13 protein-coding genes are annotated in these 15,026 nt (G+C 73.9%); all 13 read right to left on the minus strand.

Features of this window, described 5'->3' with window-relative positions; genetic code table 11:
* Positions 1 to 87 precede the first annotated feature (87 nt).
* Positions 88 to 1,554 (minus strand): glutamate synthase subunit beta, encoded by a 1,467-nt coding sequence (locus OOT42_RS10970; protein ID WP_273651256.1) that lies wholly within the window; start codon positions 1,552 to 1,554, stop codon positions 88 to 90.
* On the minus strand, positions 1,547 to 6,118 hold the full coding sequence (gltB, locus tag OOT42_RS10975; protein WP_273651257.1) for a glutamate synthase large subunit: 4,572 nt from the start codon (positions 6,116 to 6,118) through the stop codon (positions 1,547 to 1,549). The genes OOT42_RS10970 and gltB overlap by 8 nt, the downstream gene beginning before the upstream one ends.
* Before the next feature lie 152 nt (positions 6,119 to 6,270).
* Positions 6,271 to 7,152 carry a prolipoprotein diacylglyceryl transferase gene (gene lgt, locus OOT42_RS10980; protein ID WP_273651258.1) on the minus strand — a complete coding sequence of 294 codons (882 nt, stop codon included), beginning with the start codon at positions 7,150 to 7,152 and terminating at the stop codon, positions 6,271 to 6,273.
* Positions 7,149 to 8,003 carry a tryptophan synthase subunit alpha gene (gene trpA, locus OOT42_RS10985; RefSeq protein WP_273651259.1) on the minus strand — a complete coding sequence of 285 codons (855 nt, stop codon included), beginning with the start codon at positions 8,001 to 8,003 and terminating at the stop codon, positions 7,149 to 7,151. The genes lgt and trpA overlap by 4 nt, the downstream gene beginning before the upstream one ends.
* A 67-nt stretch (positions 8,004 to 8,070) precedes the next feature.
* Positions 8,071 to 9,348 carry a tryptophan synthase subunit beta gene (gene trpB, locus OOT42_RS10990; protein WP_273654822.1) on the minus strand — a complete coding sequence of 426 codons (1,278 nt, stop codon included), beginning with the start codon at positions 9,346 to 9,348 and terminating at the stop codon, positions 8,071 to 8,073.
* 35 nt (positions 9,349 to 9,383) lie between these two features.
* The gene (gene trpC / locus OOT42_RS10995) at positions 9,384 to 10,196 is read right to left on the minus strand and encodes an indole-3-glycerol phosphate synthase TrpC (protein ID WP_273651260.1); all 813 of its coding nucleotides are present in this window, start codon (positions 10,194 to 10,196) and stop codon (positions 9,384 to 9,386) included.
* A 150-nt stretch (positions 10,197 to 10,346) separates the two neighbouring features.
* Positions 10,347 to 10,874: a DUF4190 domain-containing protein gene (locus OOT42_RS11000; RefSeq protein WP_273651261.1), complete on the minus strand. Its 528-nt coding sequence runs from the start codon at positions 10,872 to 10,874 to the stop codon at positions 10,347 to 10,349.
* Between the two features lie 52 nt (positions 10,875 to 10,926).
* Positions 10,927 to 11,331 (minus strand): DUF2752 domain-containing protein, encoded by a 405-nt coding sequence (locus OOT42_RS11005; protein ID WP_273651262.1) that lies wholly within the window; start codon positions 11,329 to 11,331, stop codon positions 10,927 to 10,929.
* A 1-nt stretch (position 11,332) separates the two neighbouring features.
* Positions 11,333 to 11,839 (minus strand): DUF4190 domain-containing protein, encoded by a 507-nt coding sequence (locus OOT42_RS11010; RefSeq protein WP_273651263.1) that lies wholly within the window; start codon positions 11,837 to 11,839, stop codon positions 11,333 to 11,335.
* Positions 11,840 to 11,939: 100 nt separating this feature from the next.
* Complete coding sequence (locus tag OOT42_RS11015; RefSeq protein WP_273651264.1) at positions 11,940 to 12,245, minus strand: HGxxPAAW family protein; 306 nt, start codon at positions 12,243 to 12,245, stop codon at positions 11,940 to 11,942.
* A gap of 76 nt (positions 12,246 to 12,321) precedes the next feature.
* A complete protein-coding gene (locus tag OOT42_RS11020; protein ID WP_273651265.1) occupies positions 12,322 to 12,909 on the minus strand; it encodes a Trp biosynthesis-associated membrane protein in 588 nt (195 codons plus the stop codon).
* On the minus strand, positions 12,906 to 14,480 hold the full coding sequence (locus OOT42_RS11025) for an anthranilate synthase component I (RefSeq protein WP_273651266.1): 1,575 nt from the start codon (positions 14,478 to 14,480) through the stop codon (positions 12,906 to 12,908). The genes OOT42_RS11020 and OOT42_RS11025 overlap by 4 nt, the downstream gene beginning before the upstream one ends.
* Complete coding sequence (gene hisI, locus OOT42_RS11030; protein WP_423775883.1) at positions 14,477 to 14,962, minus strand: phosphoribosyl-AMP cyclohydrolase; 486 nt, start codon at positions 14,960 to 14,962, stop codon at positions 14,477 to 14,479. The genes OOT42_RS11025 and hisI overlap by 4 nt, the downstream gene beginning before the upstream one ends.
* Positions 14,963 to 15,026 lie beyond the last annotated feature (64 nt).

A 15,026-nucleotide genomic window follows, 5' to 3' on the forward strand; every position in this document is an offset into this window, starting at 1 on the left:
CCTATGCCTTCCTGGTGGGCGTGGTCGGACCAACGTCCCGGTGGAGGCACTGGCGCCGACCGGTACAACGTGGCGGTCCTGGTGGGGTCAGGGGCGCAGCGCCACGGTGCTGGCCGTGACCGGTGAGGGCAGCTCGGTGCCGCCCGACAGATAGGTGTCCACGGCGGCCGCGGCAGCACGGCCCTCGGCGATCGCCCAGACGACGAGCGACTGCCCGCGACCGGCGTCGCCGGCCACGAACACGCCGGGCACCGTCGTGGAGAAGTCGTCCGACCGGGTGACGAGGCCGCGCGCGGTGAGCTGGACGCCCAGCTGCTCCGTGAGCGGCGCGGTCTCCGGCCCGGTGAAGCCCATCGCGACGAGCACGAGCTCGGCCGGGATCTCCCGCTCGGTGCCGGGCGTCGGGACGCGACGACCGTCGGGCAGGTACTCGGTGGTCGCGAGGCGCAGCCGCGCCACGGCGCCGTCCTCGCCCGGGAGGAACTCGACGGTCGACGCGAGGTACGCGCGCTCGCCGCCCTCCTCGTGCGACGACGACACCTCGAAGAGGATCGGGTCGGTCGGCCACGGCTGGTGCGCGGGGCGCTCCTCGGGCGGGCGCTTGCCGATCGCGAGCGTCGTGACGGACGCCGCGCCCTGGCGCAGCGCGGTGCCGAGGCAGTCCGAGCCGGTGTCGCCGCCGCCGATGATGACGACGTGCTTGCCGGTCGCGGTGATCTGGTCGGGCACCTCGCGGCCGGCCGCGACGGCGTTGGCCTGGTGCAGGAAGTCCATCGCGACGTGCACGCCGCCGAGCTCCTTGCCCGGCACCTGCAGCTCGCGCGGGACGGTCGCGCCGGTCGCGATGACGATCGCGTCGTAGCGGGCCTGCAGCTGCTCCCACGTGATGTCGCGGCCGATCTCGACGCCCGGGCGGAACCGCGTGCCCTCGGCCTCCATCTGCGCCAGGCGGCGGTCGATGTGGACCTTCTCGAGCTTGAAGTCCGGCACGCCGTAGCGGAGCAGACCGCCGATCGCGTCGTCCCGCTCGTACACGGCGACCGTGTGGCCGGCACGCGTGAGCTGCTGCGCGGCCGCGAGCCCGGCGGGGCCCGAGCCGACGACCGCGACCGTGTGCCCCGTGAGGCGCTGCGGCACCTGCGGCGTGACGTACCCGCGCTCGAACGCCTCGTCGATGATCGAGACCTCGACGTTCTTGATCGTCACCGGCGGCTGGTTGATGCCGAGCACGCAGCTCGACTCGCACGGCGCCGGGCAGATCCGCCCGGTGAACTCCGGGAAGTTGTTCGTCGCGTGCAGGCGGTCGATCGCGTCCGACCACTGCCCGCGCCACACCAGGTCGTTCCACTCGGGGATGAGGTTCCCGAGCGGGCAGCCGTTGTGGCAGAACGGGATGCCGCAGTCCATGCAGCGGCCCGCCTGCTCCTTGAGGTACGGCTGGCCGTCCTGCCGGTGGGCGTGGACGTCCTTCCAGTCGCGCAGACGCACCTCGACCGGGCGGTTGGGCGGGAGCTCGCGCTCCCGCACCTTCAGGAAGCCGCGGGGGTCAGCCACGGGCCACCTCCAGGATCTGGTCCCACACGCCGGGCGCGGCGGGGTCGAGGCCGTCGGCCTCGGCCTGCGCGAGCGCACGACGGACGCGGGCGTACTCGGTGGGCAGGAGGCGCGTGAACCGCGCCCGGGTCGCCGTCGGGTCCTCGAGCAGCTGCGCGGCGACCGGCGAGCCGGTCTCCTCCAGGTGGGTGCGCAGCAGGCCCACGACGAGCGCGGCGTCCTCGTCGTCGAGCGGGTCGAGCGACAGCTCGCCGGAGCGGACCGCCTCGAGGTTGACGAGCGGCACGTCGAGGTCGAGCACGTACGCCGTGCCGCCCGACATGCCGGCGCCGAGGTTGCGGCCGGTGCGGCCGAGGATCACCACGGTGCCGCCGGTCATGTACTCGAGGCCGTGGTCGCCCACGCCCTCGACGACGAGCGTCGCGCCCGAGTTGCGGACGCCGAACCGCTCGCCGACGCGGCCGCGCAGGAAGACCTGCCCGGACGTCGCGCCGTAGCCGATGACGTTGCCCGCGACCACGTCGTGCTGCGAGAGCACGGCGCTGCGGTCGGGGCGCACGACGATCCGGCCGCCCGACAGGCCCTTCGCGACGTAGTCGTTCGCGTCGCCGAACAGCCGCAGCGTGATGCCGCGCGGCAGGAACGCACCGAACGACTGGCCGGCCGAGCCGGTGACGGTCACGTCGATCGTGTCGTCGGGCAGGCCCGCGCCGCCGTACCGCTTGGTCACCTCGTGGCCGAGCATCGTGCCGACCGTGCGGTTGACGTTGCGGATCGGCAGCGCGATGCGCACGGGCTCCTGCCGCTCGAGCGCGTCCTGCGCGAGCGAGATGAGCTGGTTGTCGAGCGCGCGGTCGAGGCCGTGGTCCTGCGACGCCGAGTGGTGCAGCGTCGAGCCCGGCACCGGGTCCGGGACCGCGAGCACCGGCGTCAGGTCGAGGCCCTCGGCCTTCCAGTGGTCGATCGCGGCGCGCGTGTCGAGCAGCTCGACGTGGCCCACGGCCTCCTCGAGCGTGCGGAACCCGAGCTGCGCGAGGAGCTCACGGACCTCCTGCGCGATGAACTCGAAGAACGTGACGACGAACTCCGGCTTGCCGGTGAACCGCGACCGCAGCTCGGGGTTCTGCGTCGCGACGCCGACCGGGCAGGTGTCCAGGTGGCAGACGCGCATCATGATGCAGCCCGACACGACGAGCGGCGCGGTCGCGAAACCGAACTCCTCGGCGCCGAGCAGCGCGCCGACCACGACGTCGCGACCGGTCTTGAGCTGGCCGTCGACCTGCACCACGACACGGTCGCGCAGGTTGTTGAGCACGAGCGTCTGCTGCGTCTCGGCGAGCCCGATCTCCCACGGGGTGCCCGCGTGCTTGAGCGACGTCAGCGGGCTCGCGCCCGTGCCGCCGTCGTGGCCCGAGATGAGCACGACGTCGGAGTGCGCCTTGGCCACGCCCGCGGCGATCGTGCCCACGCCGAACTCGGAGACGAGCTTGGTGTGGATCCGCGCCGACGGGTTCGCGTTCTTCGCGTCGTGGATGAGCTGCGCGAGGTCCTCGATCGAGTAGATGTCGTGGTGCGGCGGCGGCGAGATGAGACCGACGCCCGGCGTCGAGTGCCGCGTCTTGGCGACCCACGGGTACACCTTGTGACCGGGCAGCTGACCGCCCTCGCCGGGCTTGGCGCCCTGGGCGAGCTTGATCTGGATGTCGTCGGCGTGCGTGAGGTACTCGCTGGTCACGCCGAACCGGCCCGACGCGATCTGCTTGATCGCCGAGCGCCGCTCGGGGTCGTACAGCCGCTCGGGGTCCTCGCCGCCCTCCCCCGTGTTCGACTTGCCGCCGAGGCGGTTCATCGCGATCGCGAGCGTCTCGTGCGCCTCGGCGGAGATCGACCCGTACGACATGGCGCCGGTGTTGAACCGCTTGACGATCTCGCTGACCGGCTCGACCTCGTCGACCGGGATCGGCTCGCGCACGCCGTCCTTGAACGCGAGCAGGCCGCGCAGCGTCATCAGGCGCGACGACTGCTCGTCGACCCGGTGCGTGTACTCGCGGAACACGTCCATCTGGCGCGTGCGCGTCGAGTGCTGCAGGCGGAACACCGTCTCGGGGTCGAACAGGTGGTCCTCGCCGTCGCGACGCCACTGGTACTCGCCGCCCACCGCGAGCCGCTGGTGCGGCTGCCGGTTGCCCGACGCGGGGTACGCGTCCTCGTGCCGCGCCGCGACCTCGGCCGCGATCACGTCGAGGCCGATGCCGCCCAGCCGGCTCGTGGTGCCCGTGAAGTACCGGTCGACGAGCGGCTGCGACAGGCCGATCGCCTCGAACACCTGGGCACCGCGGTACGACGCGATCGTCGAGATGCCCATCTTCGACATGACCTTGAGGACGCCCTTGCCGAGCGCCTTGATGAGGTTCGCGACCGCCTTCTCGGGCGAGACGCCCGGCAGGTAGCCGTTGCGCGCGAGGTCCTCGACCGACTCCATGGCGAGGTACGGGTTGACGGCGGCCGCGCCGTAGCCGATGAGCAGCGCGACGTGGTGGACCTCGCGGACGTCGCCGGCCTCGACGACGAGCGAGATCTGCGTGCGGGTGTGCCGGCGCAGCGTGTGGTGGTGCACCGCGGACAGCAGCAGCAGCGACGGGATCGGCGCGAGCTCGGCGTCCGAGTTGCGGTCCGACAGCACGAGGAAGCTCACGCCGTCGGCGACCGCGCGGTCGACCTCGGCGAAGATCTCCTCGAGGCGCGCCTCGAGGGCCGCTCCCCCGCCGGCCGCCCGGTACAGGCCCCGGATCGTCGTCGCGCGGAAGCCGAGCGACGGCTCCTTCTGGACGTGCACGATCTTCGCGAGCTGGTCGTTGTCGAGCACGGGGAAGGGCAGGACGAGCTTGCGCGCGTGCCCCGGGCCGTCCTCCAGCAGGTTCGGCTCCGGGCCGATCGCCCCGCCGATCGCGGTCACGAGCTCCTCGCGGATCGCGTCGAGCGGCGGGTTCGTCACCTGCGCGAACATCTGCGTGAAGTAGTCGAACAGCATGCGCGGCCGGTTCGACAGCACCGCGACGGGTGTGTCGGAGCCCATGGCGCCCAGCGGCTCCGCACCCGTCGCCGCCATGGGCGAGAGGAGGACCTTGAGCTCCTCCTCGGTGTAGCCGAACGTGCGCTGACGGCGGCGGACCGACGCGGCCGAGTGCGCGACGTGCTCGCGCTCGGGCAGCTGCTGGAGGTAGACGGAGTGGTCGCGGACCCACTCGGCGTACGGTCGCTGCGCCGCGAGCTGCGCCTTGATCTCGTCGTCCTCGACGATCCGGCCCTTGCCGGTGTCGACGAGGAACATGCGGCCCGGCTCGAGGCGGCCCTTCGCGACGACCGTCGCCGGGTCGAGGTCGAGCACGCCGGCCTCCGACGCGCACACGACCAGGCCGTCCTCCGTGACCCAGTACCGGCCGGGGCGCAGGCCGTTGCGGTCCTGCACCGAGCCGATGAGCGTGCCGTCGGTGAACGTCATCGCCGCGGGGCCGTCCCACGGCTCCATGAGCGTCGAGTGGTACTCGTAGAACGCGCGGCGCGCGGGGTCCATCTGCGCGTGGTTCTCCCACGCCTCCGGGATCATCATCATGACCGCGTGCGGCAGCGACCGGCCGGACAGGTGCAGCAGCTCGAGCACCTCGTCGAAGCTGCCCGAGTCCGACCCGCCGGGGGTGCAGACGGGCAGCAGCGGCGCGAGGTCGCCGAGCGCCTCGCTCGCGAGCGTGCCCTCGCGGGCGGCCATCCAGTTGCGGTTGCCGCGCACCGTGTTGATCTCGCCGTTGTGCGCGATCAGCCGGAACGGCTGCGCGAGCGGCCAGGACGGGAAGGTGTTGGTCGAGAACCGCGAGTGCACGAGCGCGATCTCGGTCGCGTAACGCGGGTCGGACAGGTCGGCGAAGAACGGCTCGAGCTGACCGGTCGTGAGCATGCCCTTGTAGGCGAGCGTGCGCGCCGACAGCGACGCGAAGTACAGGCCGAGCTCGCGCTCGGCGCGCTTGCGCAGGCGGTACGCGCGCCGGTCGAGGTCGATCCCCGCGAGCTCGCGCGACGGGTCGGCCACGACGAGCTGGCGGAACACCGGCATCGACGCGCGCGCCGTGGGGCCGACCAGGTCGGCCGTGACGACGACGTCGCGCCAGGCGAGCACGTCGAGCTTCTCCTCGGCGGCGATGGCCTCGACCGCGGCGACGACCGTGCGCTGCTCGGTCTCCTCGACCGGCAGGAAGGCCATGCCGATCGCGTAGAACCCGGCGGGCGGGAGCTCGGCGTCGACGACGTCGCGCAGGAACGCGTCGGGGATCTGGGTGAGGATGCCTGCACCGTCACCGCTGTCCTCCTCGGCGCCGACGGCACCGCGGTGGTCGAGGTTGAGCAGCGCCGTCAGGCCGGCGTCGACGATGTCGCGACCGGGGGTGCCACGCAGGGTGGCGACGAAGGCGAAGCCGCAGGCGTCGTGCTCGGCGGCCGGGTCGTACAGACCCTGCTGCGCCGCGCCCGACCGCGTGACGAGCGCATCAGGGCTCACGTGCGACGTCGACATCTGCACCGTCCTCACGATCCCCGGGGGCCGGGGTTTGACGAACATGGGGGGAACGCGGGACGTCGTCGGCCCAGACGTGGGGTGACGATACAACCCGGAAACATTGCGAGCCGCATCGCCACTTTGTGAGGTGGGTCACACCCCGCTCGCGGTCAGCGAGCGGCCTCGGACGTGCTCTCCTCGTCGTCCTGCGCGGTCGGGGGTGCCAGCAGGAGGGTCGTGTCGCGCCCTGGATGACGGCGCCCGACCATCACGAACGCTACCAGCGCGCCGAGGCCCACGATGATGGACGTCCAGACGTTGACCCGGAGCCCCAGGATCGTGCTCGCCGGGTCGATCCGCACGAGCTCGATCCACAGGCGCCCGGTCGTGTAGATCACGACGTAGAGCCAGAACACGCGGCCGTGCCCGAGCTTGAACCGGCGGTCGGCCCAGATCAGCACCGCGGCACCCGCGAGGTTCCAGAGCATCTCGTACAGGAACGTGGGGTGGAACAGCGTGCCCGAGTCGAACCCGGCCGGCAGGTGCGCGTCGTCGATCTGCAGTCCCCACGGCAGCGTCGTCGGACCGCCGAACAGCTCCTGGTTGAACCAGTTGCCGAGCCGGCCGATCGCCTGCGCGACGAGCAGCCCGGGCGCGAGCGCGTCGGCGAACGGCGCGAGCCGCACGCCCTGACGGCGGCAGCCGATCCACGCACCGACCGCGCCGAACGCGACCGCGCCCCAGATGCCGAGCCCGCCCTCCCAGATGAACAGCGCGCGGACCGGGTCGCCGCCCTCGCCGAAGTACGCCTGCGGCGACGTGATGACGTGGTAGATGCGCCCGCCGACGATGCCGAACGGCACCGCCCAGAACGAGATCTCCAGCACCGTGTCGGGGTCACCGCCGCGCTCGGCCCAGCGCCGCCGCGTGAGCCACAGCGCCGCGACGATGCCCAGCAGGATCGCGATCGCGTACGCGCGCACCGGGAAGGGCCCGAGGTGCCAGACGCCCTGCGACGGGCTCGGGATCGACGCGAGCACGGCGGCGCTCACCGGTCGCCCCGCACCGCCGAGCGGACGCCGTCGGCGAGGTCCGCCGTGACGCGCGCCAGCGCGTCGATGCCGCCCGCGACGTCGCCCGACTCGTGCGCGTCGAGGAGCGGCCGGACGAAGGCCGACCCGACGATGACGCCGTCGGCGTAGCCGGCGACCTCGGCCGCCTGCTCGCGCCGCGACACCCCGAGACCCACGCACACGCGCTGCGCACCGGCCGCGCGGGTGTCCGCCACGAGCTGCTCGGCACGCGAGCCGACCGTCGCCCGCTCCCCCGTCACGCCCATGGTCGACGCCGCGTACACGAACCCGCGCGACGCGGCGCTCGTCGAGGCGAGGCGCTCCGGCGTGGAGCTCGGCGCGACGAGGAACACGCGGTCCAGGCCGTGCACGTCCGAGGCGAGGATCCAGTCGTCGGCCTCGTCCGGGATGAGGTCCGGCGTGATGAGGCCCGCGCCACCCGCGGCCGCCAGGTCACGCGCGAACGCCTCGACGCCGTAGCGCAGGACGAGGTTCCAGTACGACATGACCAGCACCGGCGCACCGCGACCCGCGACCTGCTCGACCGCCGTGAGCGTGTCGCGCACGCGCGTGCCGCCCGCGAGCGCCACGTCGACCGCGCGCTGGATCACCGGGCCGTCCATGACGGGGTCGGTGTACGGGACGCCGAGCTCGACGACGTCGACGCCCGCGTCGACCATCGCGCGCACGGCGTCGACCGAGCCCGGCAGCGTCGGGAAGCCGACGGGCAGGTAGCCGACCAGGGCCGCGCGTCCCCGCGCCTCGCCGTCACCCGCGCGCAGGGCGTCGAGACGCTCCCCCGTGGCCGACCGGACGTCCACCGTGCTCACTGGCCCTCCTCGTCACTCGACCCGCGGCCGCGCCGCGTCGTCGTCGCCCCGCCGCGCGGCGGCAGGGTCACAGCTGCTCGTTCTCGTCGGCCAGCACGACCGGCTCGTCCTCGAGGAGCCCGAACCACGCGGCCGCGGTCGCGACGTCCTTGTCCCCGCGACCCGACAGGTTGACGAGCAGCACCGGGTCGTGGCCGTCGTCCCCGCGCCACGACGCGGCCTCGCGGCCGAGCTGGATCGCGCCCGCGAGGGCGTGCGCGGACTCGATCGCGGGGATGATCCCCTCGGTCCGGCACAGCAGGCGGAACGCCTCCATCGCCTCGTCGTCGGTCACGGGCCGGTACTGCGCGCGGCCGATGTCGTGGAGCCACGCGTGCTCGGGACCGACGCTCGGGTAGTCCAGGCCCGCCGACACCGAGTGGCTGGGCAGCGTCTGCCCGTCCTCGTCCTGCAGGAGGTACGACTTCGCGCCGTGCAGGACGCCCGGCAGGCCGCCCGAGAACCGCGCCGCGTGCCGACCCGACGAGATGCCCGCACCGCCGGCCTCGAAGCCGAACAGCCGGACGTCGGCGTCGTCGAGGAAGGCGTTGAAGATGCCCATCGCGTTCGACCCGCCGCCGACGCACGCCGCGACCGCGTCGGGCAGGCGGCCGATCTCCTCGAGGAGCTGGGCGCGGGCCTCCTCGCCGATGATCTTGTGGAAGTCGCGGACCATCTCGGGGAACGGGTGCGGTCCCGTCACCGTGCCGAGCAGGTAGTGCGTCGACTCGACGTTGGCGACCCAGTCGCGCAGCGCCTCGTTGATCGCGTCCTTGAGCGTGCGCGACCCGATCGTCACGGGCACGACCGTCGCGCCGAGGAGCTGCATGCGCGCGACGTTGAGCGCCTGGCGCTGCGTGTCCTCCTCGCCCATGTAGACGACGCACTCGAGGTCGAGCAACGCCGCCGCGGTCGCGGTCGCGACGCCGTGCTGGCCCGCGCCCGTCTCGGCGATGACGCGCGTCTTGCCCATGCGCTTCACGAGCAGCGCCTGGCCGAGCACGTTGTTGATCTTGTGCGAGCCCGTGTGGTTGAGGTCCTCGCGCTTGAGGAAGACGCGGACGCCGTCGGCGACGTGCCGCGCGAACCGCGGGACCTCCGTCAGCGGGCTGGGACGCCCCGTGTAGGTGCGGTGCAGGCGCGCAAGCTCGCGGCCGAACGCCGGGTCGGTGAGCGCCTTGTGGTACTCGGTGTCGAGCTCGTCGAGCGCCGCGATCAGCGCCTCGGGCACGTACCGCCCGCCGAAGTCCCCGAAGTACGGCCCGGCGTGCGTCGCGAGCGGTCCGCCCGCGGTGTCGACCTGCAGCGGGGTCTGCGTCGGACCGGCTCCGCGTCGTGCGGTCACTGGCGCACCGCCCGCAGGGACGGGTGCGACCCGGCGGCCACGAGGTCCGCGACGGACTGGCGGGGCGCGTCGTCGGTCACGAGCGCCTCGCCGACCAGCACCGTGTCCGCACCGGCGCGTGCGTAGTCCATGACGTCGTGCGGCCCGCGCACGCCCGACTCGGCGATCTTGACGACGTCGGACGGGATCGACGGGGCGACCCGGGAGAACGTCGTGCGGTCCACGTCGAGGGTCTTGAGGTTGCGCGCGTTGACGCCGATGACGCGGGCACCGGCATCCACCGCGCGGGCCACCTCCTCGGTGTCGTGCACCTCGACCAGGGCCGTCATGCCGAGCGAGTGCACGCGGTCGACGAGCGACTCGAGCACGGTCTGCTCGAGCGCCGCGACGATCAGCAGCACGAGGTCGGCGCCGTGCGCGCGCGCCTCCCAGACCTGGTACGGGCTGACGACGAAGTCCTTGCGCAGCACCGGGATGTCGACGCGCGCGCGCACCGCGTCCAGGTCCGCGAGCGACCCGTTGAACCGCCGCTGCTCGGTGAGCACGGAGATCGCGGTCGCGCCGCCCTTCTCGTACTCCGTCGCGAGCGCCGCGGGGTCGGTGATGGTCGCGAGCGCGCCCTTGCTCGGGCTCGACCGCTTGACCTCGGCGATGACCGTCACGGCGTCCTCGACGCGCAGGCGCCCGAGGCACTCGATCGCCGACGGCCGCTTCGCCGCGAGCTCCTTGACGGCGGCGAGCGGCGTCGCCGCCTCCCGGACAGCAAGGTCCTCCCTGACGCCTGCGACGATGTCGTCGAGCACGGTCATCGAAGCCTCACCCCTTCCCCCGGTCGGCCCAGTCCGCTCGCGCCGTGGTGACGGGCGGGTCTGACCTGGCCATGGTACGGGGACCGTCGGGTGACCCCGACCACAGGCCGCAGGGTGGACCGGGCGGCGCGGTGGCGGGGTCGCACGGGGTCAGGTCGACGGGGTCGTCGCGACCATCGCGACCGCGAAGACGATCCAGACGAGGTAGACGAGCAGGCCCACGGCCGACAGGGCCGTGCCGATCCACCCGAGCACGACGCCCGCGGTGGCCATCCCGGGGTTGTCCGCCTCGCCGACCGCGGCGGCCTTCTTGGCGTTGTTGCCGACGATGATCGCGGGGATGCCCGTGAGGAACCCGCACGAGACGAGCGACAGGATGCCGAGGACGAGGGCCCAGACGGCGTAGCTGTTCTTCGGGTACCCGTACCCGTACCCGTACGCGGGCGCGTACCCGCCCGGGGCCGGGTACTGCGGGGCGCCGTAGGCCGGCGCCGGCGGGTAGGCGGGGCCGGACCCGTACGGGCTCACGGCCCCGGGCGGCACCGACGCCGGGGGCTCCGCCGGACCGTACCCCGGAGCCGCCGGGCCCGGTCCCGCGGCGCCGGGGGCGCCGCCCGTCTCGGGCTTGCGCCAGGGGTCGCCGCCGGACGCGGACGGCTGGGGGTCGGTGCTGCTCATCGTCGGGCTCTCCGGGTGGGGTGGCCGCGCGCACGGGGTGCGGCGGGGGGCGTCAGGGGGCGAGGAACGGCGCGAACGGCGGGAGGTTGCGCAGGACGGCGAAGGTCACGACGAGCGCCAGCACGGCCCACGCCCAGCGACCCGGCAGGGTGCGCAGCGGTGCCCGGCCGGTCGCGGAGCGCCACGTCCACACCGCCCACACGGCGACGGCGACCGGGACGAGCGCGACGACGAGCGGGTTCATCCCCCACGCACCCGCGACGTCGAGGTGCGCCAGGTCGTGCACCGCTCGCAGCCCGCCGCACCCGGGGCACCACAGGCCGGTGAGCACGTGCAGCGGGCACACGCCCCAGCTGTTCTGCACGTGCGGGTCGCGCAGCGCGACGGCGACGGTCGCGAGCGCCGTCGCCGCACCGACGAGCAGCGGCGTCCGGACGGACCCGGACGCCGCTGTCACGTCAGTTCGAGGAGTTGTAGCTGTCCCAGAAGGCATCTTGGAACTCGGGGCTGTTGACCATGGCGGCGAACACGATGATGCCGACGATCGACAGGGCGATCGCGATCCAGCCGATCACGATGCCGGCCGTGGCCAGGCCGCCGTTGTTCGCCTCGCCGCGCTGCACCGCCTTCTTGGCGTTCATCCCGACGATGATCGCCGGGATACCCGTGAACAGGCCGCAGAGGACGAGCCCGACGAGCCCGAGGACCAGCGACCACACCCCCAGGCTGTTCTTCGGGTAGGGCGTGCCGTAGCCCTGCCCGGGGGCTCCGCCGTAGGCGGGCGCGCCGCCGTACTGCGGTGCCGACGGGTACTGCGGTGCCGACGGGTAGCCGGACTGCGGGGGCGGCGGGGCCGCCGGGTAGCCGCCACCGGCGGGCGGCGGAGCCGCGGGGTAGCCGGGTGCGCCGCCCTCGGGCGTGGAGCCCTTCTCGAACGGGTTCTGCGGCTCGTTGGGGGTCGACATCCATCCTCCTGGCGGAGTGGCGACCGGGTCACGGCCGGTCGCAGACGGGGCCCGCGTGCGGCCGCGCGCGGGATCGAGCTGCCCGCGGACGGGCCGGGCGTCAGTGCGCCCCGGGTCGTCCGTCCCGGGACCGCGTGTGCTCGCCGCCCTGGCCGTAGCCCATGCCCTGCAGGACCTTGCCGAGCACGAGAGCGACGACCGCGACACCGAGGCCGACCCAGAACAGCCACACGAGCGCGAAGACCACCGCGACGGACATGACCACACCGCCGACGAGGACGCCGTACGTGGTCGTCCAGCCGGCGACCGTCTTGCCGTGGTTGACCGGCGGGGTCGCGGGCGGGAGGTGGACCGTCTCGGTCCGGGTGACGTTCTGCGCGCGGTGCGCGAGAGACTGGTCAGACATCAGGTGGTGCCCTTCGTGCTCGGTTCGCGGCCCACCCTATCGGACCGCACGGCCCTGCGACCTGCGCAGGACGTCGTCAGGTCGGGTCGTCGCCGCGGCTCAGCGCGTCCCACGCGCCGCGCTCGTCGACGGGGCCGCCGCCCCCGGCCGCGGGTGCCTCGTGGCGGCGCGACGGCCCGTGCCACGTGCGCGACGCGCGCACGAGCCACCCGGCCGCGACGACGACGGCGACGCCGACGCCGACGCTCACCCACGGCCAGGCGGTGACGCCCACCTCGCCGACGAGCCGGCCGACGCCGGTCTCCTGGGTCACGACCGGCTCGGCGGCGGCGCGCGGGTCCGCGAGGACGGCCGCGGTGGCGCCGACGACGACCGCGCCGCTCAGCACGGTGACCGCCGCGACCAGCCAGCGTCCGACGCGCCCGACGAGCGCCACGGCGGCCGCGGTCGCGAGCAGCACGACCGCCGCCCCGAGCACCGCGGGCGCGACCTGGGTGCCCGTCGCCGGGACGTCGACGGTGCCGCGCAGCGCGGTCACGCCGGTCGCCGTGAGCCACGTCGGCACCGCGGCGCCCGCGGACGCCGCGGCGAGCAGCACCAGGACGCCCGCCGCCCGACTGCGTCCCCGCGGGCGTGCGACCGGCGCCGCAGGGTCGGTCGTCACTCGGCGACCCGACGCAGCCGGGACGCGACCTGGACCGCGCGCACCGCGGCCGCGGCCTTGTTGCGCGACTCGGCGTACTCGAGCGCCGGGACCGAGTCGGCGACGATCCCGCCGCCCGCCTGCACGCTCGCGCGGCCGTCCCGGATGAGGGCGGTGCGGATCGCGATCGCCATGTCCATGTCGCCCGCGAAGTCGAAGTAGCCGACCGTGCCGCCGTAGATGCCGCGACGGGCCGGCTCGATCTCGTCGATGAGCGCGATCGCGCGCGGCTTCGGCGCACCGGAGAGGGTGCCCGCCGGGAACGTCGCCGTGAGGGTCTGCAGCGCCGTCGCGCCCGCGCGCAGCCGCCCGACGACCGTCGAGCAGATGTGCATGATGTGCGAGTAGCGCTTGACGGCCATGAACTCGACGACCTCGACGCTCGACGGCTCGCACACCTTGACCAGGTCGTTGCGCGACAGGTCGACGAGCATGATGTGCTCGGCCCGCTCCTTCGGGTCGGCGAGCACCTCGTCCTGCAGCGCGCGGTCCTCCTCCGGGGTCGCGCCCCGCGGGCGCGAGCCGGCGATCGGGAACGTCACGACGTGCCCGTCGGTCACCTTGACGAGTGTCTCCGGGCTCGAGCCGACGACGGCGAAGTCGTGCCCGTCCGCGTCCTGGAGCTGCAGGTAGTACATGTACGGGCTCGGGTTGATGGTCCGCAGCACCCGGTACACGTCGAGCGGGTCGGCCGGGCAGTCGAGGTCGAGACGCTGCGACAGGACGACCTGGAAGACCTCGCCGTCGCGGATGGCCTCCTTGCCGATCCCGACCGCCTGCTCGAACTCCTCGCGCGTCGAGCGGAACTCGAGCTCGGGCTCCGGGACGTCGGCGAGCGCGGCCACGCCCGGGTCGGCGGGCTGCAGCAGCGCGCGCTGCATCGCGTCGAGCCGCGCGACCGCGTCCGCGTGCGCCTCGTCGACGCGCTCGTCGGTGTCGTCGAAGTTGATCGCGTTCGCCACGAGCCAGACGGACCCGTCGTGGTGGTCGACCACCGCGAGGTCCGTCGCCAGCAGCAGCGTGAGCTCGGGGACGCCGAGCTCCTCGGGCGCCTTCGCGGGAAGCGTCGGCTCCCAGTGCCGCACGACGTCCCACCCGAGCGCTCCGACGAGGCCGCCCGTGAGCGGCGGGAGGCCGTGGATCGCGGGCGTGCGGAGGACGTCGAGCGTGCTGCCGAGCACGTCGAGCGCGTCACCCTCCGTCGGGACGCCGACCGGCACGTCGCCCACCCAGACCGGCGCGCCGTCACGGACCGTGAGCGTCGCGCGCGAGCGGACGCCGACGAACGACCAGCGGCTCCACGTGCCGTCGGACTCCGCGGACTCGAGCACGAACGTGCCCGGGCGGCCCGCCGCGAGCGTGCGGTACAGGCCGACGGGCGTGACGTCGTCCGCGAGCAGCCGGCGCACGACGGGGATGACCCGCCGGTCCGCCGCGAGCGCCCGGAACGTGTCGACCGACGGCCACGTGCCGCCCCACGGGACGTCCGCGGTGACGACGTCGGCGGGGACGTGGGCGGCGGGCGCGGTCATGCGTCTCCTTCGGGTGCGGGTGCCGGTGCGGGTGTGGCGGCTGCGGGTGCGGGGGTGGCGGCTGCGGGTGCGGCGGCCGGTGCGGGCGCAGGCGCCGCGGCGGGCCGGTGGCCGACGACGACCGCGAGCGGCCCCCCGGCCTCGAAGCACGTGCGGGTGCCGGTGTGGCAGGCGGCGCCGACCTGGTCGACCTCGACCAGCAGCGCGTCGCCGTCGCAGTCGAGCGAGACGGCCTTGACGTACTGCGCGTGCCCGGACGTGTCGCCCTTGCGCCAGTACTCCTGGCGCGAGCGGCTCCAGAACGTCACGCGTCCGGTCGTCAGGGTGCGGTGCAGCGCCTCGTCGTCCATCCAGCCGACCATGAGCACCTCGCGCGTCTCGTGCTGCTGCACGACGGCGGCGACGAGGCCGTGCTCGTCGCGACGCAGCCGCCGCGCGACCTGCGGGTCGAGGAGGGTGGAGGACGGGTTCTCGCGTGGCACGGACCGATCCTGCCACGGTGCCCGGTCCCGGCCGGGCGGTGTCCGTCGCGGGCGCGACCCGGTG

This window comes from Cellulomonas fimi, assembly GCF_028583725.1.
Taxonomy (GTDB): Bacteria; Actinomycetota; Actinomycetes; order Actinomycetales; family Cellulomonadaceae; genus Cellulomonas; species Cellulomonas fimi_B.

Coding starts and splice junctions, on each gene's coding strand:
- OOT42_RS11010 (WP_273651263.1), bottom strand. CDS start 11,839: ATGTCGACCCCCAACGAGCCGCAGAACCCGTTCGAGAAGGGCTCCACG.
- trpC (WP_273651260.1), bottom strand. CDS start 10,196: ATGACCGTGCTCGACGACATCGTCGCAGGCGTCAGGGAGGACCTTGCT.
- OOT42_RS11025 (WP_273651266.1), bottom strand. CDS start 14,480: ATGACCGCGCCCGCCGCCCACGTCCCCGCCGACGTCGTCACCGCGGAC.
- gltB (WP_273651257.1), bottom strand. CDS start 6,118: ATGTCGACGTCGCACGTGAGCCCTGATGCGCTCGTCACGCGGTCGGGC.
- OOT42_RS11015 (WP_273651264.1), bottom strand. CDS start 12,245: ATGTCTGACCAGTCTCTCGCGCACCGCGCGCAGAACGTCACCCGGACC.
- OOT42_RS11000 (WP_273651261.1), bottom strand. CDS start 10,874: ATGAGCAGCACCGACCCCCAGCCGTCCGCGTCCGGCGGCGACCCCTGG.